This window comes from Acuticoccus sediminis, assembly GCF_003258595.1.
In the GTDB taxonomy this organism is placed as follows: domain Bacteria; phylum Pseudomonadota; class Alphaproteobacteria; order Rhizobiales; family Amorphaceae; genus Acuticoccus; species Acuticoccus sediminis.
On sequence record NZ_QHHQ01000003.1, the window covers coordinates 1 to 18,858 of the forward strand.

Annotated in this window: 16 protein-coding genes; 5 read left to right on the forward strand and 11 right to left on the reverse strand. The window is 70.1% G+C overall.

Annotated features, from left to right (window positions below):
• Positions 1-263 precede the first annotated feature (263 nt).
• The 9 genes from DLJ53_RS14275 to DLJ53_RS14315 form a co-directional block, all read right to left on the reverse strand.
• Positions 264-533 (reverse strand): hypothetical protein, encoded by a 270-nt coding sequence (locus tag DLJ53_RS14275; RefSeq protein WP_111346353.1) that lies wholly within the window; start codon positions 531-533, stop codon positions 264-266.
• Positions 534-701: 168 nt separating this feature from the next.
• Positions 702-1,667 carry an ABC transporter ATP-binding protein gene (locus tag DLJ53_RS14280; protein ID WP_111346355.1) on the reverse strand — a complete coding sequence of 322 codons (966 nt, stop codon included), beginning with the start codon at positions 1,665-1,667 and terminating at the stop codon, positions 702-704.
• Positions 1,664-3,580 carry a dipeptide/oligopeptide/nickel ABC transporter permease/ATP-binding protein gene (locus tag DLJ53_RS14285; protein WP_111346357.1) on the reverse strand — a complete coding sequence of 639 codons (1,917 nt, stop codon included), beginning with the start codon at positions 3,578-3,580 and terminating at the stop codon, positions 1,664-1,666. Before DLJ53_RS14285 ends, DLJ53_RS14280 begins: the two co-directional genes overlap by 4 nt.
• On the reverse strand, positions 3,580-4,524 hold the full coding sequence (locus tag DLJ53_RS14290; protein ID WP_111346359.1) for an ABC transporter permease: 945 nt from the start codon (positions 4,522-4,524) through the stop codon (positions 3,580-3,582). The genes DLJ53_RS14285 and DLJ53_RS14290 overlap by 1 nt, the downstream gene beginning before the upstream one ends.
• A complete protein-coding gene (locus tag DLJ53_RS14295; RefSeq protein ID WP_111346361.1) occupies positions 4,524-4,898 on the reverse strand; it encodes an MmcQ/YjbR family DNA-binding protein in 375 nt (124 codons plus the stop codon). The genes DLJ53_RS14290 and DLJ53_RS14295 overlap by 1 nt, the downstream gene beginning before the upstream one ends.
• A 20-nt stretch (positions 4,899-4,918) precedes the next feature.
• Complete coding sequence (locus tag DLJ53_RS14300) at positions 4,919-6,502, reverse strand: ABC transporter substrate-binding protein (RefSeq protein ID WP_111346363.1); 1,584 nt, start codon at positions 6,500-6,502, stop codon at positions 4,919-4,921.
• A 165-nt stretch (positions 6,503-6,667) separates the two neighbouring features.
• Complete coding sequence (locus tag DLJ53_RS14305) at positions 6,668-7,744, reverse strand: FAD-dependent monooxygenase (RefSeq protein ID WP_162409219.1); 1,077 nt, start codon at positions 7,742-7,744, stop codon at positions 6,668-6,670.
• A gap of 2 nt (positions 7,745-7,746) precedes the next feature.
• Positions 7,747-8,007 carry a zinc-finger domain-containing protein gene (locus DLJ53_RS14310; protein WP_111346367.1) on the reverse strand — a complete coding sequence of 87 codons (261 nt, stop codon included), beginning with the start codon at positions 8,005-8,007 and terminating at the stop codon, positions 7,747-7,749.
• A 16-nt stretch (positions 8,008-8,023) separates the two neighbouring features.
• Positions 8,024-9,685, reverse strand: coding sequence for an electron transfer flavoprotein-ubiquinone oxidoreductase (locus DLJ53_RS14315; RefSeq protein ID WP_111346369.1), 1,662 nt, complete (start codon positions 9,683-9,685; stop codon positions 8,024-8,026).
• Between the two features lie 78 nt (positions 9,686-9,763).
• Here DLJ53_RS14315 and DLJ53_RS14320 point away from each other — a divergent pair, with 78 nt between their 5' ends.
• On the forward strand, positions 9,764-10,564 hold the full coding sequence (locus tag DLJ53_RS14320; protein WP_111346371.1) for a uracil-DNA glycosylase: 801 nt from the start codon (positions 9,764-9,766) through the stop codon (positions 10,562-10,564).
• Between the two features lie 31 nt (positions 10,565-10,595).
• Here DLJ53_RS14320 and DLJ53_RS14325 read toward each other — a convergent pair whose 3' ends face one another.
• Positions 10,596-11,315: a metallophosphoesterase family protein gene (locus tag DLJ53_RS14325; protein WP_111346373.1), complete on the reverse strand. Its 720-nt coding sequence runs from the start codon at positions 11,313-11,315 to the stop codon at positions 10,596-10,598.
• Between the two features lie 86 nt (positions 11,316-11,401).
• Here DLJ53_RS14325 and DLJ53_RS14330 point away from each other — a divergent pair, with 86 nt between their 5' ends.
• Positions 11,402-12,208, forward strand: coding sequence for a sulfite exporter TauE/SafE family protein (locus DLJ53_RS14330; protein WP_111346375.1), 807 nt, complete (start codon positions 11,402-11,404; stop codon positions 12,206-12,208).
• A gap of 249 nt (positions 12,209-12,457) precedes the next feature.
• Here DLJ53_RS14330 and DLJ53_RS14335 read toward each other — a convergent pair whose 3' ends face one another.
• On the reverse strand, positions 12,458-15,559 hold the full coding sequence (locus tag DLJ53_RS14335; RefSeq protein WP_111346377.1) for a mechanosensitive ion channel domain-containing protein: 3,102 nt from the start codon (positions 15,557-15,559) through the stop codon (positions 12,458-12,460).
• A gap of 167 nt (positions 15,560-15,726) precedes the next feature.
• On the opposite strand from DLJ53_RS14335, the gene DLJ53_RS14340 reads away from it, so the two are divergent.
• The 3 genes from DLJ53_RS14340 to DLJ53_RS14350 all read left to right on the forward strand — a co-directional run bounded on the left by DLJ53_RS14340 (position 15,727) and on the right by DLJ53_RS14350 (position 18,854).
• Positions 15,727-16,905, forward strand: a complete 1,179-nt coding sequence (locus DLJ53_RS14340) for an extracellular solute-binding protein (protein ID WP_162409221.1) — start codon at positions 15,727-15,729, stop codon at positions 16,903-16,905.
• Positions 16,905-18,422 carry a substrate-binding periplasmic protein gene (locus DLJ53_RS14345; RefSeq protein ID WP_111346381.1) on the forward strand — a complete coding sequence of 506 codons (1,518 nt, stop codon included), beginning with the start codon at positions 16,905-16,907 and terminating at the stop codon, positions 18,420-18,422. Before DLJ53_RS14340 ends, DLJ53_RS14345 begins: the two co-directional genes overlap by 1 nt.
• Before the next feature lie 141 nt (positions 18,423-18,563).
• Positions 18,564-18,854: a Rho termination factor N-terminal domain-containing protein gene (locus DLJ53_RS14350; protein ID WP_111346383.1), complete on the forward strand. Its 291-nt coding sequence runs from the start codon at positions 18,564-18,566 to the stop codon at positions 18,852-18,854.
• Positions 18,855-18,858 lie beyond the last annotated feature (4 nt).

Genomic DNA, 18,858 nt, shown 5'->3' on the forward strand with positions numbered 1-18,858 from the left:
GCGCGAACGAGGGGTCGCGCAGCGTGATCTCGGGCGGCAGCGTCTCGCGGTCGAGGACGACGATGCGGGCGGGGCGGCTGAACATGGCATGGTCCTTGGCGGCGCGACGGGTCAGCCATGCTAATCACTTATTTCACCGGGGCGTATAGCGTTTCGGTTTCGCTCCACGCCACGGCGTTGTCCGGGTCGGCGGCGGAATGACGGGGCCGTCGCCGAAGGCCCGGCGGGACGGCACGGCGGGGCTGCCGCCGTGCCGTGGTCCGTCAGTTGGACAGACCGGCGGCGCCGCGGGCGTCGCGAACCATGTCCAGGCACTTCTGGTACTCGCCCTGGATTCCGGCTTCGCCGGCTTCGGCAAGCATCGTGGCCAGCTCGTCCGACTTGTCGTCGTTGTTCTGCAGGTTGCCGTCGTTCTCCGCATCGGCCTGGGTCTGGCGGATGGCGGCCTCGCAGTCGGCCTCGGTCTGCGCGAACGCGGCGGTGCTGGTGACGAGGGCGGCGGCGACGGCGGCAACTTTGAAATACTGGAGCATGGTATGCACCTTATTTTGAGAGTGGCCGGAACAATAGATCAAAAGATTTTAAGTTCAATGACAGCGGGCCATCACAATTTCTGCGGGACGCGTCCGCCGGCTCGGCAAGATCAACGCAAGTATAGGTAGCGCCTCGGACATTCGAGGCGGCGACCGGCGCGGCGTCGGTCAGGGCGCGGCACCGGTCAGGGGGAAGTGGCACGCGCTCCGGTGCGCCGCCGTGGCGCCGTGGGCGGCCAGCGGCGGCTCGGTCTCGCGGCACACGTCCTGCGCCCTGGGGCAGCGCGCGGCGAAGGCGCAGCCGGGGGGCGGGTCGTAGGGGTCCGGCAGGGTCGCGTCGGCCTCCTCCGGCGCCTCCAGGGCGCGGCCGGGGGCAGGCGCCGAGGCGAGGAGCAGCGCGGTGTAGGGGTGCTGCGGGCGGGCATAGACCTCGCGGGCGGGCCCGATCTCGGCGAGCTTGCCGAAATAGAGGATCGCCACCCGGTCGCTCACGGCCTCGATCACCGACAGGTCGTGGCTGATGAAGACGTAGGTCAGCGACAGCCGTGCCTTGAGGTCGGCGAGGAGCTGAAGCACCTGCGCCTGCATCGAGACGTCGAGCGCGGAGACGGGTTCGTCGAGCACCAGGAGGTCCGGCTCGGCGGCCAGCGCCCGCGCGATGCCGATGCGCTGGGCCTGTCCGCCCGAGAGCTCGTGCGGGTAGCGCTCCAGGAAGGCGGGGTCGAGGTTGACGATCTCCATCAGCTCGCCGAGCCGGGCCTCCCGCTTCGCGCCGCCGAGCCCGGCGAGCTTCGTCAGCGGGACCGAGAGCGCCTCGCGGACCCGCTTGCGCGGATTGAGGGAGGCGACCGAGTCCTGGAAGACGTACTGCACGGCCGAGAGGCGCGCCGCATCGTCGGCGGCGCCCGCGACCTCGATGGTGCCGTCGGTCGGCGCGTCGAGGCCGACGATCATCCGCGCGAAGGTCGTCTTGCCGCAGCCCGATTCGCCGACGACGCCGAGCGTCTCGCCGCGCTCCACCGCCAGCGAAATCCCGCGCACCGCGTGCACCACCGGCCGATGGCGGCCGAGGAGGGTGCGCCCGCCGCCGAAGAGGCGCGTGACGTGGTCGATCCGGAGCATCGGGGCGGTCATGCCGGCGTCTCCAGCGGGTGGATGCAGCGGGCGGTCCGCGCCGGCCCGATCTCGGCGAGAGGGATCGGCGCAGCGCGGCAGGCGGCGTCGGCGCGCGGGCAGCGGTCGGCGAAGGCGCAGCCTCGCGGCGGGTCCACCAGCGACGGCGGGCGGCCGGGGATCGCGCTGATCTCGCGGTCAGGCTCGCCCAGAACCGGCACGCAGGCGATGAGCCGCTCGGTGTAGGGGTGGGCGGGCGCGGCGAGGACCGCACCGGTGGGGCCGGTCTCCACCACCTCGCCGGCGTACATCACAGCGACGCGGTCGGTTACGGCGGAGACGACGCCGAAATCGTGGGTGATGAAGACGACGGCGACGGTCTGCTCGCGCCGCAGGCGGTTGATGAGGGTGAGGATCTGCGCCTGCACCGTCACGTCGAGCGCCGTCGTCGGCTCGTCCGCCACGAGGACGTCGGCAGCGTTCGCGAGGGCCATGGCGATGCCGACGCGCTGGCGCATCCCGCCCGACAGCTCGTGCGGGTAGGCGTCGAGGCGGCGGGCCGCCCCGGGAATGCGCACCAGCTCCAGCAGCTCCAGCGCGCGCTCGCGCGCCGCCCGCCGCCCGACCGGGGCGTGCGCGCGGATCGCCTCGGCGAGCTGCTGGCCGACGGTGAACTGCGGGTGCAGCGTGGAGAGCGGGTCCTGGAAGACGTACGCGACGGCGGCGCCGCGCATGGCGGTCAGCGCCTTGTCCGGCAGGTCGAAGAGGTCCCGGCCGCGGAAGTAGGCCGCGCCCTCGGTGATGACACCAGGCGGCGAGGGGACGAGGCCCATCACGGACATGCCGGTGACCGACTTGCCGGACCCCGATTCGCCGACGATCCCGAGGCACTCCCCCTCCGCGACGTGGAGGTCGACGCCGCGGACCGCGTGGACCCGGCTCCTGCCGACGCGGAACATCGTGCGCAGGCCGACGATGTCGAGGAGTGCACCGTCGCGGGCCGGCGCAGGCGGGGCGCCGCGGTCGACGCGGGTGCGGGCGCCGGGCCGCGCGAGGGCGCCGGACTTGAGGCGCGGGTCGAGCACGTCGCGGACCCCGTCGCCCAGCAGGTTGATGCTCATGACGAGGATGAAGATCATCACACCCGGGATGATCGCGACGTGCGGGGCGTTGAAGAGCACCGTGCGCCCGTCGCCCAGCATCGAGCCGAGGTCGGCCTGCGGCGGCTGCGCGCCGAGGCCGAGGAAGGAGAGGCCCGCCGTCTCCAGGATCATCCAGCCGACGGTGGTCGACATGGTGATGACGATGACGGGCAGGACGTTCGGCAGCACCTCGAACAGCAGAATCCCTGTTCCGCCGCGACCCGAGAGGCGCGCGGCGTCCACGAACTCGCGCCGCGACAGGCCGAGGGCGAGGCCGCGCACGTTGCGGGCGAAGAAGGGGATGTTGACGATGGCGATGGCGTAGAGCGCATTTATCAGCCCCGGCCCGAGCGCGGCGACGATGGCGAGGGCGAGGAGGATGTAGGGGAAGGCGAGCACCATATCGATGCCGCGCATCAGGACGGCGTCGACGCGTCCGCCCACGAACCCGGCCACGAGGCCGATGGTGGAGCCGGCGAGCGCGGCGATGGCGGTCGCCGTCAGGCCGACCGCGAGGCTCACCCGTGTGCCCCAGACGAGCCGCGAGAGGATGTCCCGGCCGAGCGCGTCGGTGCCGAGGAGGAAGCCGTCGGTCAGCGGCGGCGTCAGGCGGGCGGCGGGTGCGGTGGCGTTGGGATCGGCGAGCGGCAGCCATGGGGCGAGGAGCGCCAGCGCCAGGATCAGCGCGATGACGACGAGACCGCCCGTCGCCAGAGCGTTGTTGAAGAGAAGCTGCCAGGAGGTCGGGCGGCTCGGCTGCGCAGCCGGCGCGATGGTGTCGGTCACGGCCATCAGCGCAGCCTCGGGTCGATCGCCATCTGCATCACGTCCGCGGCGAGGTTGAAGAGGACGTACGCCGCCGCGACCACGAGGACGCCGCCCTGGACGAGGAGGATGTCGCGGGTGGAGATCGCCGTCACCAGCATGGAGCCGATGCCCGGCCACTGGAACACCGTCTCCACGTAGACCGCGCCGCCGAGCACGAAGCCGGCCTGGATGCCGATCACCGGGATGACCGAGACCAGCGCGGCCTTGAACGCGTGCCTGGCGATGACCTTGCGCTCGGCAACGCCCTTGGCTCGCGCGGTGCGGATGAAGTCCTGGCGCAGCACCTCCAGCATGGCCGTGCGGGTGAGGCGGGCGATCACCCCCGTCGCGACCACCGCCAGGGTGAGCGCGGGGAGGACGAGATGGTGGGCGACGTCGAGCGGCCCGCCGCCGCCGTAGATCGCCGTCATGCCGCTCGCCGGGAAGAGCCGCCAGCGCACCGCGAAGCCGAGGATGAGGAGAAGGCCGAGGAAGAAGGCCGGCATCGAGATGCCGATGAGGACCAGCAAGGTCAGCACCTTGTCGGCGATCCCGTACTGCCGGACGGCCGAGACGACCCCGGCGAGGAGCCCGGCGATCGTCGCGACGACCAGCGCGGTTCCGGCGAGGAGCATGGTGGCGGAGAGACGCTCCAGCACCTCGTCGATGACGGGGCGGTTCAGCGAGTACGAGCGGCCGAAGTCGCCGTGCAGGATATTGCCGAGCCAGATGACGTACTGCTCCGGCAGCGAGCGGTCGAGGCCGAGCTGGGCGTTGAGCCGCTCGACGTTCTCCGGCGTCGCGTAGGAGCCGAGGATGGCGGTCGCGGGGTCGCCGGGGATCATCGCCATGATCGCGAACACGATCACGGTGAGTCCCAAGAGGACAGGGATTGCGGTGAGAAGCCGCCACACAATCGTCGAGGCCATCAGGGCGCCTTCTCCTGAAGGGTTCGAAGCAGTCGTCCGGGAGCAACTAGGGCGGAGCTGCGGATGACGAGGGTCCTGACGTCGTCCCGGTCCGGATCGCCGCCGAGCCGGACGCCCGCGCAGTGCCGGTGTCCGGCAAAAAGCGGGGCGGGGACGCGGCCCGGATCGGCACCGAGAAGGATGTCGCGGCTCCCCTCCGGCACGTTACCCCGGACCGACGGCACGTCCACCCGGAACGACGGGCGGCCACCGAGCGCCACGAGCAGCGCGAGGGGGGTGCCGCGGACGCGGAGGGCGGGATCGTCCCGGGCCGGGCGGCGCACCGCCTCGGGGAGCGCCGCGCAGATCGCCGCGAGGCGCGCCGGCGGCGCCAAGGCCGGGGTCCCGTCCGCCCTCAGTTCTTGGCCACCTCCTGCAGCATCAGGAAGAAGGAGGGCTGCAGCTTGAAGTTCTCGACGCGCGCGCTCGTCACCGCGTTCTGCTTCCAGTTGGCGATGAAGGCCCAGGGCGCGTCGTCGTGCACGATCTGCTGCATCTCCTTGTAGAGCTCGGCGCGCTTGCCCTGGTCGGTCGCGGTGCGGGCCTCCTCCAGCAGCGTGTCGACCTCCGGGTTGGAGTAGTAGCCGGAGTTGAAGCCGCCCTTGTCCGGCATGGCGTCGGTGCGCAGGGCGAGGAAGGGGAGCGTGTCCGGGTCGTTGGTCATCCAGGCCATCTCGGCCATGTCGGCCTTGCCTTCGAGGCCCGGGTTCACCTGGCCTAGGAAGGTGTTCCACTCGTAGGTCTCGATCCTGGTGGGCATCCCGACCGCCTCGAGGTCCGCCTGGATCGCGGTGCCCATGGCGATCGGATCCAGCATGCCCGAGCCGCCCTCGGTGACGTAGAAGGTCAGCTCCTTGCCGTCGTAACCGGCTTCCTTCAGCAGCGCCTTCGCCTTGTCCGGGTCGTAGGGATAGGGCTCGAGGCTCTCGTCGTAGGCCCAGGCGAAGGCCGGCGGGGTCGGTCCCGCGGCGACTTCGGCGGTGCCCTGCAGGATCGAATCGACGAGCGCGCCCTTGTTGATGGCGTAGTTGATCGCCTGGCGCACCTTCTTGTCCGCGAACGGGCCCTCTTTGGTGTTGAGGATCAGGAACCAGAGGTGCGGGCCGGCCTGCTCGTAGACCTTGAAGCTCGCGTCGTCCTCGAACTGGGCGAGCGCGTCGGGCGGGGTCTCGACCATGACGTCGATGCCGCCGGACAGCATCTCCGCGAGGCGGGTGTTCCCGTCGGTGATCGGACGGAAGACGATCGCCTGCAGCGGCGGCTCTCCGCCCCACCAGTCGGCGTTCTTTTCCACCACGACGCGGGAGTTGGATTGCCATTCGACGAAGTGGAACGCGCCGGTGCCGGAGGGATGGCGGCCGAAGTCCTTGCCGTATTCCTTGACGGCGGCGGGCGAGACGATGAGTCCGGTCGGGTAGGCGAGGTTCGACAGGAAGGGTGCGTATGGCTCCTTCAGGGTGAAGGTGACCGTCATCGGGTCCGTCGCCTCGACCGTGTCGACCGCGGAGAAGAAGAACGACAGCGGGAAGGGGCCGGTGTCGTGGAAGGGGTGGTCCTCGTTCAGCATCCGCTCGAAGTTGAAGACCACGGCCTCCGCGTCGAAGGGCGCTCCGTCGTGGAAGGAGACGCCCTCGCGCAGCTTGAACGTATAGGTGAGGCCGTCGTCCGACACCTCGTAGCTCTCCGCGAGCGCCGGCTCGACGTCGAGCGTGCCGTCGGCGAACCGCACCAGCCCGTCGTAGAGGTTGACGAGGATGCGGAAGTCGTTGACCGCGGTCACGGCGTGGGGGTCGAGCGACTTGGGCTCGGCCACCTGGCCGACCACCAGCACGCCGGGCGGTGTCTGCGCCGACGCCGGTCCCGACGGCAGCACGGTCGTTGCCATCACGGCAAGTGACAGGGCAATTGCGCCGGTGAGCGCGGCGAGAATGCGGGTCATGCCGTCGTCCTTTCGGTGCGAACGGCGGCAACTAACCATCAATAGCTGGCAGGGACAACCTTATACCCGGTCGGAGTGTTTTGCGCTCCGGCCGGATTCATCGAACGGCATGCCATCCGCCGGCGCGGATATTCAGCCGGCTCGCCATTGCAATATCGGCGAAATCTAGTCAGGCGACCAGGAATACACCGTGTCGACGCGCTTCAGGATCGCGCTCGGGCCGAGGCGCCGCATCGCCGCGTTCCGGATCCGGTCGAGCGGGAAGGCCATGTGATAGATGCGGCCCTGCTGCTCCGACATCGCTGCGAGGCGCCGGGTGCGGGCCTGCCGCATCGCGCCGTAGCGCGACACCGCCTCGGGCGTCGCCCCGTGGTCGGCGACGGCGCGCTTCAGGCAGGCGGCGTCCTCCAGTGCCATCGCGGCACCCTGGGCGAGGAAGGGGAGCATCGCGTGCGCCGTGTCGCCGGCGAAGGCGACGCGGCCGGCGCCGAACACGTGGTTCGGCCGCACCGAGATCGGCCACGGCGTCCACTGGGTGACGTCGGCGATGGCGGCACCCATCTGCGTGCCGGCGATCGCCGCCGGGCCGCGGTCCTTCTCGTGGGCGACGAGCACGCAGTTGGCGTCGGCGTCGTTGAGGCCGTAGCGGACGAGGTGGTGGCCGGCGCCGAGGATGAGCTCGGTCGACTGTCCGGAGCGGCTGCCCATGCCGCGCCAGGCGATCCACCCGGTGGCGACGGGCGCGTCCCCCGTGAGGGCGTGCCGCGTGGCCGAGTTCACGCCGTCCGCGGCGACGACGAGGCTCGCCTCCACGGCGGCGCCGTCGACGGTGCAGTGGTCGGCGGTCTGCCGGACGCTCTGGATCGGCCGGTCGTAGCGCACGACGACGCCGCGGCGCAGGCACGCGGTCAGGAGCGCCTTGTGGAGGGCGGAGCGGGAGAGCGTGAAGTACGGCGCGCCGTAGCGCTCGACCATCGCCTCGCCGTAGGGAAGGCGCACGAGCGGCCTGTCCTGCCCCGCCGCGCGCACGACGAGCGCGTCGGGACGGGTACCGACGGACGCGACGTCCTCCTGCGCGCCGAGGACGGTGAGCGCCTTGAACGCGTTGGGGGCGATCTGGATGCCCGCGCCGGCGTTGGCGGCTTCCTCGGCGCGGCGCTCGAGCACGAGCACCTCGCCGAAGTCGGCCAGCGCCAGCGCCGCGGCGAGGCCCGCGATGCCGGCTCCGATGACGACGAACAAGGTTAGACGCCGACCCCGCGGGCGATCTTCGCGTCGGTGATGCACTCGGACGGGTTGGCGTCATGCTCGCCGAGCGAGGGGTCGTAGGCGTAGACGGTGGAGCAGTACGGGCAGATCGCTTCCGTGTCGCCACCCATGTCGAGGAACTCGTGCGGGTGGTCGAACGGCGGCAGGGCGCCCATGCACATGAAGCGCTTGGCGCCGATCGTCACCTTCCGGACACCGATCGTGTTGTGGAAGAGCGGGGTCGCGTGATCTGCCATCGTCGTTCCTTAAGGCCTACATGCCGAGGTAGTTCGGGCCGCCGCCCCCCTCGGGCGGCACCCAGGTGATGTTCTGGTTCGGGTCCTTGATATCGCACGTCTTGCAGTGCACGCAGTTCTGCGCGTTGATGACGTAGCGCGGCTCCGTCCCCTCCGTGTCCCACTCGTAGACACCCGCAGGGCAGTAGCGCGCCGAGGGCCCTCCGTACACATCGAACTCGGATTTCTTTTGCAGTTCCATGTCCTGGACCTTGAGGTGGACCGGCTGGTCCTCCTCGTGGTTCGTGTTGGACAGGTACACCGACGACGCCCGGTCGAAGACGATCACGCCGTCGACCTTCGGGTACTCCTTCTTGCGGCACTTCGCGGCGGGCTTCAGCTGCGCGAAGTCCGGCCCCCTGTGGCTGAGCGTGCCGAGCGGGGACGTGCCGATGAGCTGGTTGACCCACATCTCCGCCCCCGCGACGGCGACGCCGAGCGCGGTGCCGAGGCGGGACCACAGCGGCTTCACGTTGCGCACCTTGTAGAGCTCGCGGCCGACCGGCGAGCCTCGCCAGGCGTCGTCGTAGCTCTGCAGCGTGTCGTTGGCGCGGCCCTCGGCGAGCGCCGCGACGATGTGCTCGGCGGCCATCTTGCCGGTCAGCATCGCGTTGTGGTTGCCCTTGATGCGCGGCACGTTGACGAAGCCGGCCGAGCAGCCGACGAGGCAGCCGCCCGGGAAGGCGAGCCTCGGCACCGACTGGTAGCCGCCTTCGGAGATGGCGCGGCCGCCGTAGGCCTCACGCGTCGCACCCTCGAAGTACTCGGCCATGTCGGGGTGGGTCTTGAACTTCTGGAACTCCCGGAAGAGGTCCAGATTCGGGTTCTTGTAGTTGAGGTGCACCACGAAGCCGACGGCCATCAGGTTGTCGCCGTAGTGGTACATGAAGGAGCCGCCGCCGGTCTGGTTGTCGAGCGGCCAGCCCATGGTGTGGACGACGAGGCCCTTCTGGAACACCTCCGGGCGGACGCGCCAGATCTCCTTCATGCCGAGGCCGTACTTCTGCGGCTCCCGGCCCTCGTCGAGCTTGAATTCCTTGATGATGCGCTTGGACAGCGATCCGCGCACGCCCTCGGCGAGGACGACGTACTTGCCGCACAGCTCCATGCCGGGCGTGTAGCCGTCCTTCTCTGAGCCGTCCCTGGCGACGCCCATGTCGCCGGTCACGACGCCGATGATCGTGCCGGCCTCGTCGCGCACCACGTCGGCGGCGGCGAAGCCGGGATAGATCTCGACGCCGAGCTCCTCGGCCTTCGCGCCCATCCAGCGGCACAGGTCGCCGAGCGAGCCGACGAAGTTGCCGTGGTTGTGCATGAAGGAGGGCATCGCGAAGTTCGGCAGCGACAGGCTGCCGGCGGGGCCGAGGTAGCGGAAGACGTCGCGCGTCACCTCGGTCTTCAGCGGGCAGTCCGGATCCTCGCGCCAGCCGGGCATCAGCGCGTCGAGGCCGGACGGGTCGATCACCGCGCCCGACAGGATGTGCGCGCCGATCTCCGAGCCCTTTTCCACCAGGACGACGGAAAGCTCTTCCTCGCGTTCGGCGGCGAGCTGCTTTAAGCGGATCGCTGTGGAGAGCCCGGACGGGCCTCCGCCTACGATCACAACGTCATAGTCCATGCGCTCGCGCTCGATAGCCATGGGCTCCCCTTGTCGTCGGCGCGGTTTGGAGGCCGCGTCATCATGCTTTAGCTTTGTCTACGTCGAAGGTAGGCCGCGATGGAAGAGCCTCAACACACTCGCGATCCGCTCCGTGGCTTCTTCAGCGCCTGCGGTGTGACGGTCATGCTCGCCGAAACGCCGCAGAACCGCTTCGCCGAGGGCGTCGCGGTGGAGGAACCGTCGTTCGACGATATGCCGCTGGCCGACAGCGACGACTGGGTCGACGAGCCGGCGCCGGCGGTGGAGGACGAGGCGGTCCACGCCGCCCGCGAGGTCGCGCGGACCGCCCCGGATCTGGCCGCGCTGCACCAGGCGCTGGCGCGTTTCGACGGGTGTCCGCTGAAGGCTCTGGCGCGCTCCACCTGTCACGGCGAGGGACCGGTGGGGGCGCCGATCATGTTCGTCGGCGAGGCGCCGGGGCGGGACGAGGACGAGGCCGGGCGCCCCTTCGTCGGCCGCTCGGGCCAGCTCCTCGAAAAGATGCTCGCGGCGATCGGGATGACGCGCGAGGCTGTGTATATCTCCAACGTCATTCCCTGGCGCCCGCCCGCGAATCGCACGCCGAGTCCGATCGAGACGGCGACGTGCGAGGTGTTCGTGCGCCGCGAGATCGCGCTGGTGCGGCCCAAGGTGCTGGTGGCGCTGGGCGGCGCGGCGGCGAAGACGCTGTTTTCCACCGATACCGGCATCATGCGTCAGCGCGGCAACTGGGTGCGGTTCGACACCGGCGACGGCGAGGTCGACGCGGTGGCGATGTTCCACCCCGCCTACCTGCTGCGAACACCCGGCGAGAAGCGGCGCGCCTGGCAGGACCTCCTCTCCATCCGCCGCAAGCTCAAGGAGCTCGGCGCACTCTGACGCCGCGCGGGGGGCCGGACCCGGAGCCGGCTCAGCCGTGGGGCACGCTGAGGAAGCGGTGGCGGCGGCCCGCCTCCAGCACGATCGCCGTGAGCGCGCCGCCGTAAACGGCGCCGGTGTCGACGTTGGCGCGCCAGGGCGTCACCTCGGGCGCGTCGACGGGCGTGTGCCCGTGGACGACGAAGGCTGGGAACGGGCCGGAGTGGGTGAGGAACTCCTCCCGGATCCAGATCATGTCGGAGCTCGACTGCTCCTCCAGCGGGACGCCGGGGCGGATGCCGGCGTGGACGAAGATGACGCCGCCGATACGGTGCGAGTAGGCGAGGCGCGTCAGCAGCTCGAGATCACGCCGGGGCAGCACCGACTGGACGATGGGCTGGAGCGCCTGCGGGTCGTGCTTCCAGTCGTTCGGCTCGATGCCGTAGGAGCGCAGCGTGGCATCGCCGCCGAAGGCGAGCCAGCGGCTCATCATGGTGCCGTCGGCGAGGGCGGCGATCATCGCCTGCTCGTGGTTGCCCATCAGGCGGACGCGCTCGCGCCCCGGCACCTCCTCGCCGACGCGCTTCAGGACCGCGGCGCAGTCCGGTCCACGGTCGACGTAGTCGCCGAGGAAGACCTCGACGACGCTCGTGGCGGGGTCCGCGGCGAGATCCTCGTCGATCAGCGCCAGCAGGCGGTCCAGCATTTTGGCGCAGCCGTGAACGTCGCCAATGGCATAGACACGGACGCCCTCAGGCAGGTCGGCGTTCATCGCCGGGATCCAGCAAATCGGTCCGGGACGCTTGCACCTTGGCGGGGTCCGGCGCACAAGGCCTGAGCCCTGCCTTTGAGGTCCATGTGCTCGATCTTCTCTTCTTCGCTGTCATCCTTGCAATCGCCGGCGCGATCGGCGGCATCATCGCCGGCCTCCTCGGGGTCGGTGGCGGTATCGTCATCGTGCCTGTCCTGTTCTATCTGCTCCCCGTCGCCGGTGTCGACGGCGAGATTCGGATGCATCTGGCCGTCGCGACCTCGCTGGCCACGATCATCACGACCTCCATCGTCTCCGCCCGGTCTCACTACAAACGCGGCGGCGTCGATGTGGATCTGTTGAAGCAGGTCGGCGGCGGCGTGGTGCTGGGCGTGGCGATCGGCGTCGTCGCCGGCACGGCCGCCAGCGCGCAGACGCTGACGGCCATCTTCGGCTCGGTGGCGCTGCTGGTCGCGATCCACATGGCCTTCTTCAAGGGCCGCCAGCTCGCCAGCCACCTGCCGGGCCAGCCCTGCATCACCGGGATCGGCATGATCATCGGCGGCGTCTCGACGATGATGGGCATCGGCGGCGGCTCCCTGTCGGTGCCGATCTTCTCGCTGTGCGGAGTTCCGATCCGCCGCGCGGTGGGCACGGCGGCGGCCATCGGCCTCATCATCGCGGTGCCCGGCGTGATCGGCTTTGCCATCGGCGGCTGGAACGTGCCGGACCTGCCGCCCGGCAGCGTCGGCTACGTGAACCTCATCGGCTTCGCGCTGATCGCGCCGCTGTCGATGCTGTGCGCGCCGATCGGGGCGAAGCTGGCGCACACGATCCCGCAGGAGTGGCTGAGCCGCATCTTCGCGATTTTCCTCGCGGTTACCGCCGTCCGGATGCTCCTGAGCCTCCTCTGAGGCTCTCCGGTCCGCCGATAGCCCCGCCGGGGGCTGCCGTCGGGGGACCCGCCCCCCTGAGGCGGCACCGGCAGAACGCCGCGATGGCCGCCTCAGGCCGATCCGGAACCGCCCCATGAAAAAGCCGGCCCGCGAGGATGCTCGCGGGCCGGCTTTTTCGTTTCCCGGCGTCCTGTGGGGCCCGGATCCCGCCAGTTGTCCGGCGGCACGTCGCGGGTCGCCCCGCCGCGGGGCCCCCCCGTGGGGGCCCTAGAAGCCGTCCTTGTTGGCATCGCCGCCGCCGGTGACCTCCTCGATGGCGTCGCCGATCCACTCGTTGTTCTCGCGCTGCGGCTCCCTCTGCGGGACGACGTCGACCGGGGTCCCGTCCTGCGCGAGGGCGACCGGCTTGGGCGCGATCATGTGCACGTCGCGTTGCGGGAACGGGATGGTGATGCCGTTCTGGGCGAAGCTCTTCACCACGCGCGTCAGCACCTGCGACTTCACCGTGAAGCCCGAGAAGTTGCCGTAGAGGTCGATGTAGTAGCAGACGCGCAGGTTGATCGAGTTGTCGCCGAACTCCTCGACCGTCACCATCGGCGCGGGCGACTTCAGGACGCCCTCGTGCTCCTGCAGCGCCTGATAGACCAGGTTGATCGCGAGCTCCGGATCGTCGTCGTAGGCGATCCCGACCATCAGGATGACGCGCATCACCGAGTTGGTGCGCGTCCAGTTCGTGAACGTGTCCGAGATCAGTGCAGAGTTCGGCACGATGAGGTCGAACTCGTCGAACGTCTTCATGCGCATCGAGCGGATGCCGATCTGCATCACCGTGCCGGAATTGGCGCCGACGGTGACGATGTCGCCGATCCGCAGCGGCCGCTCCACGAGGAGGAGGAGGCCGGAGATGAAGTTGTTGACGACGTTCTGCAGACCGAAACCGATACCGACACCCAGCGAGGCGGCGAAGACGGTGAGGGTGGTGACGTCGAAGCCGATGGCCGACAGCGTGAGCAGCACGCCGAGGACGACCACCACGTACTGGGCGAACACCGACAGCGACTGGCGGATGCCGATGTCCTTCAGGCGCCCGAAGATGATCGTGTAGGCGACGCGGCGGCTCCAGCCCGCGACCCAGAACACGAACGCGAAGGCGAGGACGGCGAGGATGACCTTGCCGATCGTGTACTGCGTGCTGCCGACCGTGAAGACGGTGGTGCGCCAGACCTGGACCGCTTCGTGGATGATCGGGGTCTCGACCGTCCAGTCGAACACCTCCATGCAGATCCAGGCGGTGATGACGACGAGGCCGAGCTGGGCCGCACGGTTGAGCGGCACCAGGAAGTTGGCGCGGGCGAAGTAGGCCCGGGCCGGGTCCCTGGCGCGGATCCGCGCGGTGACGCCCTCCATGAGGTCGTTCATGATGCCGAGCACCAGCGCCATCGCCGCCACGATGGTGATCGCGAAGGCGAGGTTCTCCAGCATCACCAGGGCGAGGCGGGTGTAGCCGAGGAGGCCGGTCACGCCCGTGGCGATGAGCGCCGTCGGCGGCAGTAGCGACAGGAAGGCCGCGACGATCCGCCGGATGCGCCCGTACGATCCGCCCCCGCGCGACGCGCTGAAGAAGAACACGAAGAGCAGCATCGGCAGGCCCGAGAGGACGAAGACCGAGTAGGCGAGGCGGTTGATGGCCGTCTCTGTCGTCGGCAGCAGGTCGACCTCGCCGAGCACGACGTAGGCGAGCACGAAGACCGCCGACAGCACCACCGCGATTTCCGTCGCGCGGGTGATGATCTTGCCGATGCGCCGCTGCTGTCCGTAGGTCTGGTACGAGACGATGACCTGCGTCAGGTCGCGGAGCGAGGCGGCGACGGCGGGAATGGCGAGGACCTTCAGGATCGCGAGCGTCGTCGACGTCGAGATCGAGAACATCGTCGCGAAACTGTACCAGACCGCGATCGGCAGCAGCCAGTAGAGGTTGCGCCGGACCACCTCGAGGGGAATCTCCGTCGCCCGGGTCGCATCCGACCGGACGAAGGACTTCAGCAGGAAGTGGCGCAGGTAGATCGTCGCCGCGAGGAGCAGCACGACGATTCCGCCGAAGACCGCGAGCATGCGCTCCGGCGCGACGGCGACGGCGGTGCGCACCTCGCGGTAGCGACCCTCGTAGATGTCGCGGAGCTCGTTCGGGATGGTGCGGATCTCGGCGGCGATGCGCTCGCGGGCCGCCTTGTCGGTCCGCGCGGTCTCGCGGGTGAGGAGCTCGGCGCGGTCGCGCGCGGTCCGCTCCCGGTCGAGCGCGGCGATCTCGTTGGCGAGCTCCTCGCGCAGGTCGGCGATCTCGCGCCCCTGGGTGCTGAGGAGCCTGCGCAGTCCGGAGATGCGTTCGCGCAGGGCCTCCGCCTGCGTGGCGTCCTGCGTCGGCTCGGAGAGGATGCGCGCGAGGTCCGACAATCCGTCGCGGTTGAGATCGATGGTCTCGGCCCGCTGCGCGAGGGTGGCGTCGGCGGCGTTCAGCTCGTCGATCGCCTCCACGAAGAGGCGGGTGGGGATCGACGGCTCCGAGCGGATCGGCCGCAGTGCGTCCAGCAGGCTGCGCGACTCGACGATGGCGATGTCGGTGAGGCGGGTGTTGGAGCGAAGCAGCGCCTCGTCGGCCCTCAGGCGCAGCAGGTTGCGGCGCTGCACGGCGATCGGGTTGCCGTCGTCGATGGCCGACGCCTCGTTGGAGAGGGTCAGCGCCTGCTGCCCGAGCTGGTCCACGAGCGCGCGAAGGCGCGTGACGACCGGGCTCTCCTCCATGTCGCCGACACCGTCCAGCGCGTCGAGGCTGATGTGGCGCTGGAGGATGTCGAGCTGCTCCTCGCGCAGGTTCAGGTACTCGGCCGACAGTGCCTGGTAGGTCTGCAGCCGCTCCATCATCTGGTTGGAAGCGTTGCGAATTCGGTCGCGCCAGTCGAGCGCGGCTTCATCCACAAGGCGCTGCAATGTGTCACGCTCGGTGGTTCGCATCGACGCGGAGGAGGAGACGATGGACGAGTTGAGCTGATCGATGCGCTGGCCGTGCTCGGTGATCCGGTGCGCCAGCGTGAGGAGCCGGGTCTGGGCGATGTCGACTTCGAACTGCGCCTGGCGCAGCTCCTCGAAGGTGACGTCGCCCTCATCCTCGGTCGTGCGGCTCAAATCCCTGATAATGCGGGAGTTCTCGGCCTGCTGGCGCTCGATCGCCGTGTCGATGTTGCGCAGGTCCCGCTCGATCCCGTTGAGATGCCGCTTCAGCGCGGCGAGATCCACGGTCTGGGCTGTCGCCGACCCCAGCAGAACCAGGGAAAACAGGAGGGCGAGGCACGTACGAAATACAGTGGGGACCATTGTGAACTCGCGACGCGGTCAGATCAGGGCGGACCGGCACCTTGTGGCGACGGCTAGGGTGGGACTAAGACGACCGGGCGGCGTAGACAACCTCTGCAAGGCGATCGTCGGGTCGCGCCTGTCGGGGTCCGCGCCGTTCCTTGGTGTGTGACTTGGAGTGTTTTGGCGTGCGTCTGCTTCTGTTTGCCGCGTTGGTTCTCGCCTCGCTACCGGCCCGTGCCGCCGATCTGACGCTGGTGTGCCTGTCGGTCGGACAGGCCGTGTCCGCCTGCAGTGACAGCGCATCGCGCTTCTCGCAGGAAACTGGGCACAACGTGCGCGTCGTCACGGCGGACGCGACCGGCCGCTACGCGCTGGAGCGTTATCGGGCCCTGTTCGACGTGCAGAGTACGCGAATCGACGTGCTGCAGTTCCCGGACACCTGGGTTCCCGCGCTGGGACCGGACCTTGCGACCTTGCCCACCCCGCCCGACGGGGAGGCTCTGCCGTCCGTGCTGAAGGCCGGGGAGGATGCGGGGCGGCTGGTCGGCCTGCCGCAGCACATGGCGGTGACGCTCCTGTTCCTGCGCGGCGATGTGGTCGCCGAGGACCTCCAGGCGTGGTCGGACCTGCGCCAGAGCCTTCTCGGCGCACCGGCGGACGGCGCCAACGGCCTCGCCTTCGGCGGTGCCGGGCCGACGCTCTTCCCGCTGTTCCTCGACTGGCTCTTCTCGTTCGGCGCCACGGACCTCACCGACCATGACGCGCTGCTGGAGGCGCTGAACCTCATGAACGGGGCGATCGGCTCGATCACGCCGGCGTCCATGGTGTCGACCAGCTCGCAGGAGGCGATCGCCGACTTCACCGGCGGCGGCGCGGCGGCGCTTGTGGCGCGGTCGACCGCGCTGACCTCCGTCCGCAGCTCGCCGCTGGCCGACAACTTCGAGGCGGTCCTGCGGCCCCAGGCGTCGAGCGCGGCCCCGCGTGCGCCGCTGCTGGTGACGACATGGTATACCGGCGTGTCGCGCCACTCGCGCAATTCCGAGGCGGCGGCCCAGCTCGCCCAGTTCCTCACCTCGGAGGCGGAGCAGCGCAGTGCGGCGCTCCAGTACGGGATCGCCCCGACCTGGCCGGCGCTCTATGATGATCCGGACATCCAGGCCCTCGGCCCCGTGTTCCGCCGGATCGGCCAGAACCTCGACCACATGGTGCCGCCGCCGATCCTGCGGTACGGCACGAACTATCTCGATCTCTCCGACGAAGTGGCTGCCGCGGTACGCGACATGCTGACCGGCAAGACCACCCCCGAGACCACGGCGCAGGTGATCGGTGGCGCCGTTCGCCGCGCGAGCCGACAGGTGGATTGATGCGACGTTGTATCGCTGGGCTGATCGCCCTCACTCTTTCGACGACGCTCGCTGCCGCGCAGACGCTCCCGCTCTCGCCGGACACAGCCGCCGGCGCGGCCGCGATCGGCCTCAGCGGTCCGCCCACTCAGAGCGACCGCGACATCGAGATCGCCGACAGCGAAACCGACCAGCCGGCCGCCGGCGCCCCCGCTCCGGAAGCGGCGGGCGCTGAACCCGGCACCGGAGCGGCGGCCCCCGTCGCTGCCGCGCCCGGCACCGCCGGTGCCTCCGAGGCCAGCCCCGCCGCCGCCGAGAGCGGCGCGGAGGATTCCGACGAGCCGGATTCGGCGGCGACGGCGGCAGGCGCGCTCGGCATCACCTCGCCCCCGGATGAGCCGGACGACGAGGGCGCCGAGCCGGATACCGCCGCGACCGCCGCGGGCGCGCTGGGCATCACCTCGCCGCCGGAGCAGCCGGGCGAGGCGGGCGACGAGCCCGACGGAGCGGCGACGGCCGCCGGCGCACTGGGGATCACCTCGCCGCCTGAGGCCGCCGATGGCGGGGAGGGGACCGAGCCGGACTCGGCCGCCACCGCCGCGGGCGCCCTCGGCATCAACTCGCCGCCGGACCAGTCCGGCGATGGCGCGGACGACGGGGCGGACGCCGCCGCGACGGCAGCCGGTGCGCTCGGCATTTCGACCCCGCCCGATACGTCCGGCAGCGACCAGGGCGCGAGCGATGCCGCCGCGGCCGCCGGTGCCCTCAGCGTGACCGCGCCTTCGATCAGTCAGGTCCCGGCGACGACCTCCGCGCCGACCTACGCCGTCGCCATCCTCGACGATGCGCCGCCGTTCTCCTACCTGGGCCGGTTCCGGGTCCGCACCGGGTTCGACGTCGACCTCGCCAACGCGCTCTGCCGCACGATGCAGGCGCGCTGCGAGCTGATGCCGATGTCGGCGGAGGATATCGTGCAGGCGCTCGTCGACCGCCGCGTCGCGTTCGCCGTCGCCACGACCGCGATCACCGCGCAGCCGGGCGCCTCGATCAGCTTCACCGAGCCTTACCTCGGCCTCACCGTGCGCTTCGTGACCCCGCGCGACCGGCGCCGCGACGTCGAGGACGACGACGCCACGTACGGGGCGATCGCCGGGACCGCGCAGGCAGAGTACCTGCGCAAGCTCTACCGCGACCCGCAGGCGGTGCACCTCTATCCCAACGCCGACGGGATGTGGATCGACCTCGCCCTGGGGCGCCTCGACGGCGTGCTCTCGCCGGCGATCACGGCGCGGCGGGAGTTCCTGTCGACGCCGATCGGCGACGGCTTCCGCTTCTCCTCCGCCGCCTCGGACGGGGAGAACAACCTCGCCCGCACCGCGGTGATCGGGGTGGGCGCGCAGGCCGGGGACCTCGTCCGCTCCCTCAACGAGGCGCTCGACCGGATGCGCGACAGCGGCGAGTTCGACGAGCTCCTCGCCCGTCACCTCGACAGCGACCTCGTCACCAAGGTCGGTGGGCGGCCGACCGCCGGCCGCTAACCCGCCCGGCCGCGCGCCGCCCCGACCCCGGATCGGGGACGCCCCCAACAAGGCTTGACAAATCGCTGGAACGAATCGCCCGAATCGCGGGTTGGTGATTCGTTCCGCGGAACGTTTGTGGATCGCAAGCGTGGTGAAGCCATGGCAAAGCAGGCGAAAGCAAAGCAGGCACGGCGCAACGACCCCGGGCCGTCGGTCAAGGACGATGAGACCTACGAGGCGCTGCGTCGCGACGGAGCCAGCAAGGAGAAGGCCGCCCGGATCGCCAACGCGAGGGCGAACGGCTCCCAGCCCTCCAAGAAGGGCGGCAAGGCGCCTCCCTACGAGGAGATGACCAAGGACGACCTCTACGAGCGCGCCCAGCAGATCGGCATCGACGGCCGCTCTAAGATGTCGAAGGGCGAGCTGATCGACGCCCTTAGGAATCACTGAGGCG

What these genes read in the sequence shown, in the direction of transcription:
- DLJ53_RS14275 (WP_111346353.1), bottom strand. Translation starts at nt 533, where the DNA reads ATGCTCCAGTATTTCAAAGTTGCCGCCGTCGCCGCCGCCCTCGTCACC.
- DLJ53_RS14280 (WP_111346355.1), bottom strand. Translation starts at nt 1,667, where the DNA reads ATGACCGCCCCGATGCTCCGGATCGACCACGTCACGCGCCTCTTCGGC.
- DLJ53_RS14285 (WP_111346357.1), bottom strand. Translation starts at nt 3,580, where the DNA reads ATGGCCGTGACCGACACCATCGCGCCGGCTGCGCAGCCGAGCCGCCCG.
- DLJ53_RS14290 (WP_111346359.1), bottom strand. Translation starts at nt 4,524, where the DNA reads ATGGCCTCGACGATTGTGTGGCGGCTTCTCACCGCAATCCCTGTCCTC.
- DLJ53_RS14300 (WP_111346363.1), bottom strand. Translation starts at nt 6,502, where the DNA reads ATGACCCGCATTCTCGCCGCGCTCACCGGCGCAATTGCCCTGTCACTT.
- DLJ53_RS14310 (WP_111346367.1), bottom strand. Translation starts at nt 8,007, where the DNA reads ATGGCAGATCACGCGACCCCGCTCTTCCACAACACGATCGGTGTCCGG.
- DLJ53_RS14315 (WP_111346369.1), bottom strand. Translation starts at nt 9,685, where the DNA reads ATGGCTATCGAGCGCGAGCGCATGGACTATGACGTTGTGATCGTAGGC.
- DLJ53_RS14320 (WP_111346371.1), top strand. Translation starts at nt 9,764, where the DNA reads ATGGAAGAGCCTCAACACACTCGCGATCCGCTCCGTGGCTTCTTCAGC.
- DLJ53_RS14325 (WP_111346373.1), bottom strand. Translation starts at nt 11,315, where the DNA reads ATGAACGCCGACCTGCCTGAGGGCGTCCGTGTCTATGCCATTGGCGAC.
- DLJ53_RS14335 (WP_111346377.1), bottom strand. Translation starts at nt 15,559, where the DNA reads ATGGTCCCCACTGTATTTCGTACGTGCCTCGCCCTCCTGTTTTCCCTG.
- DLJ53_RS14345 (WP_111346381.1), top strand. Translation starts at nt 16,905, where the DNA reads ATGCGACGTTGTATCGCTGGGCTGATCGCCCTCACTCTTTCGACGACG.
- DLJ53_RS14350 (WP_111346383.1), top strand. Translation starts at nt 18,564, where the DNA reads ATGGCAAAGCAGGCGAAAGCAAAGCAGGCACGGCGCAACGACCCCGGG.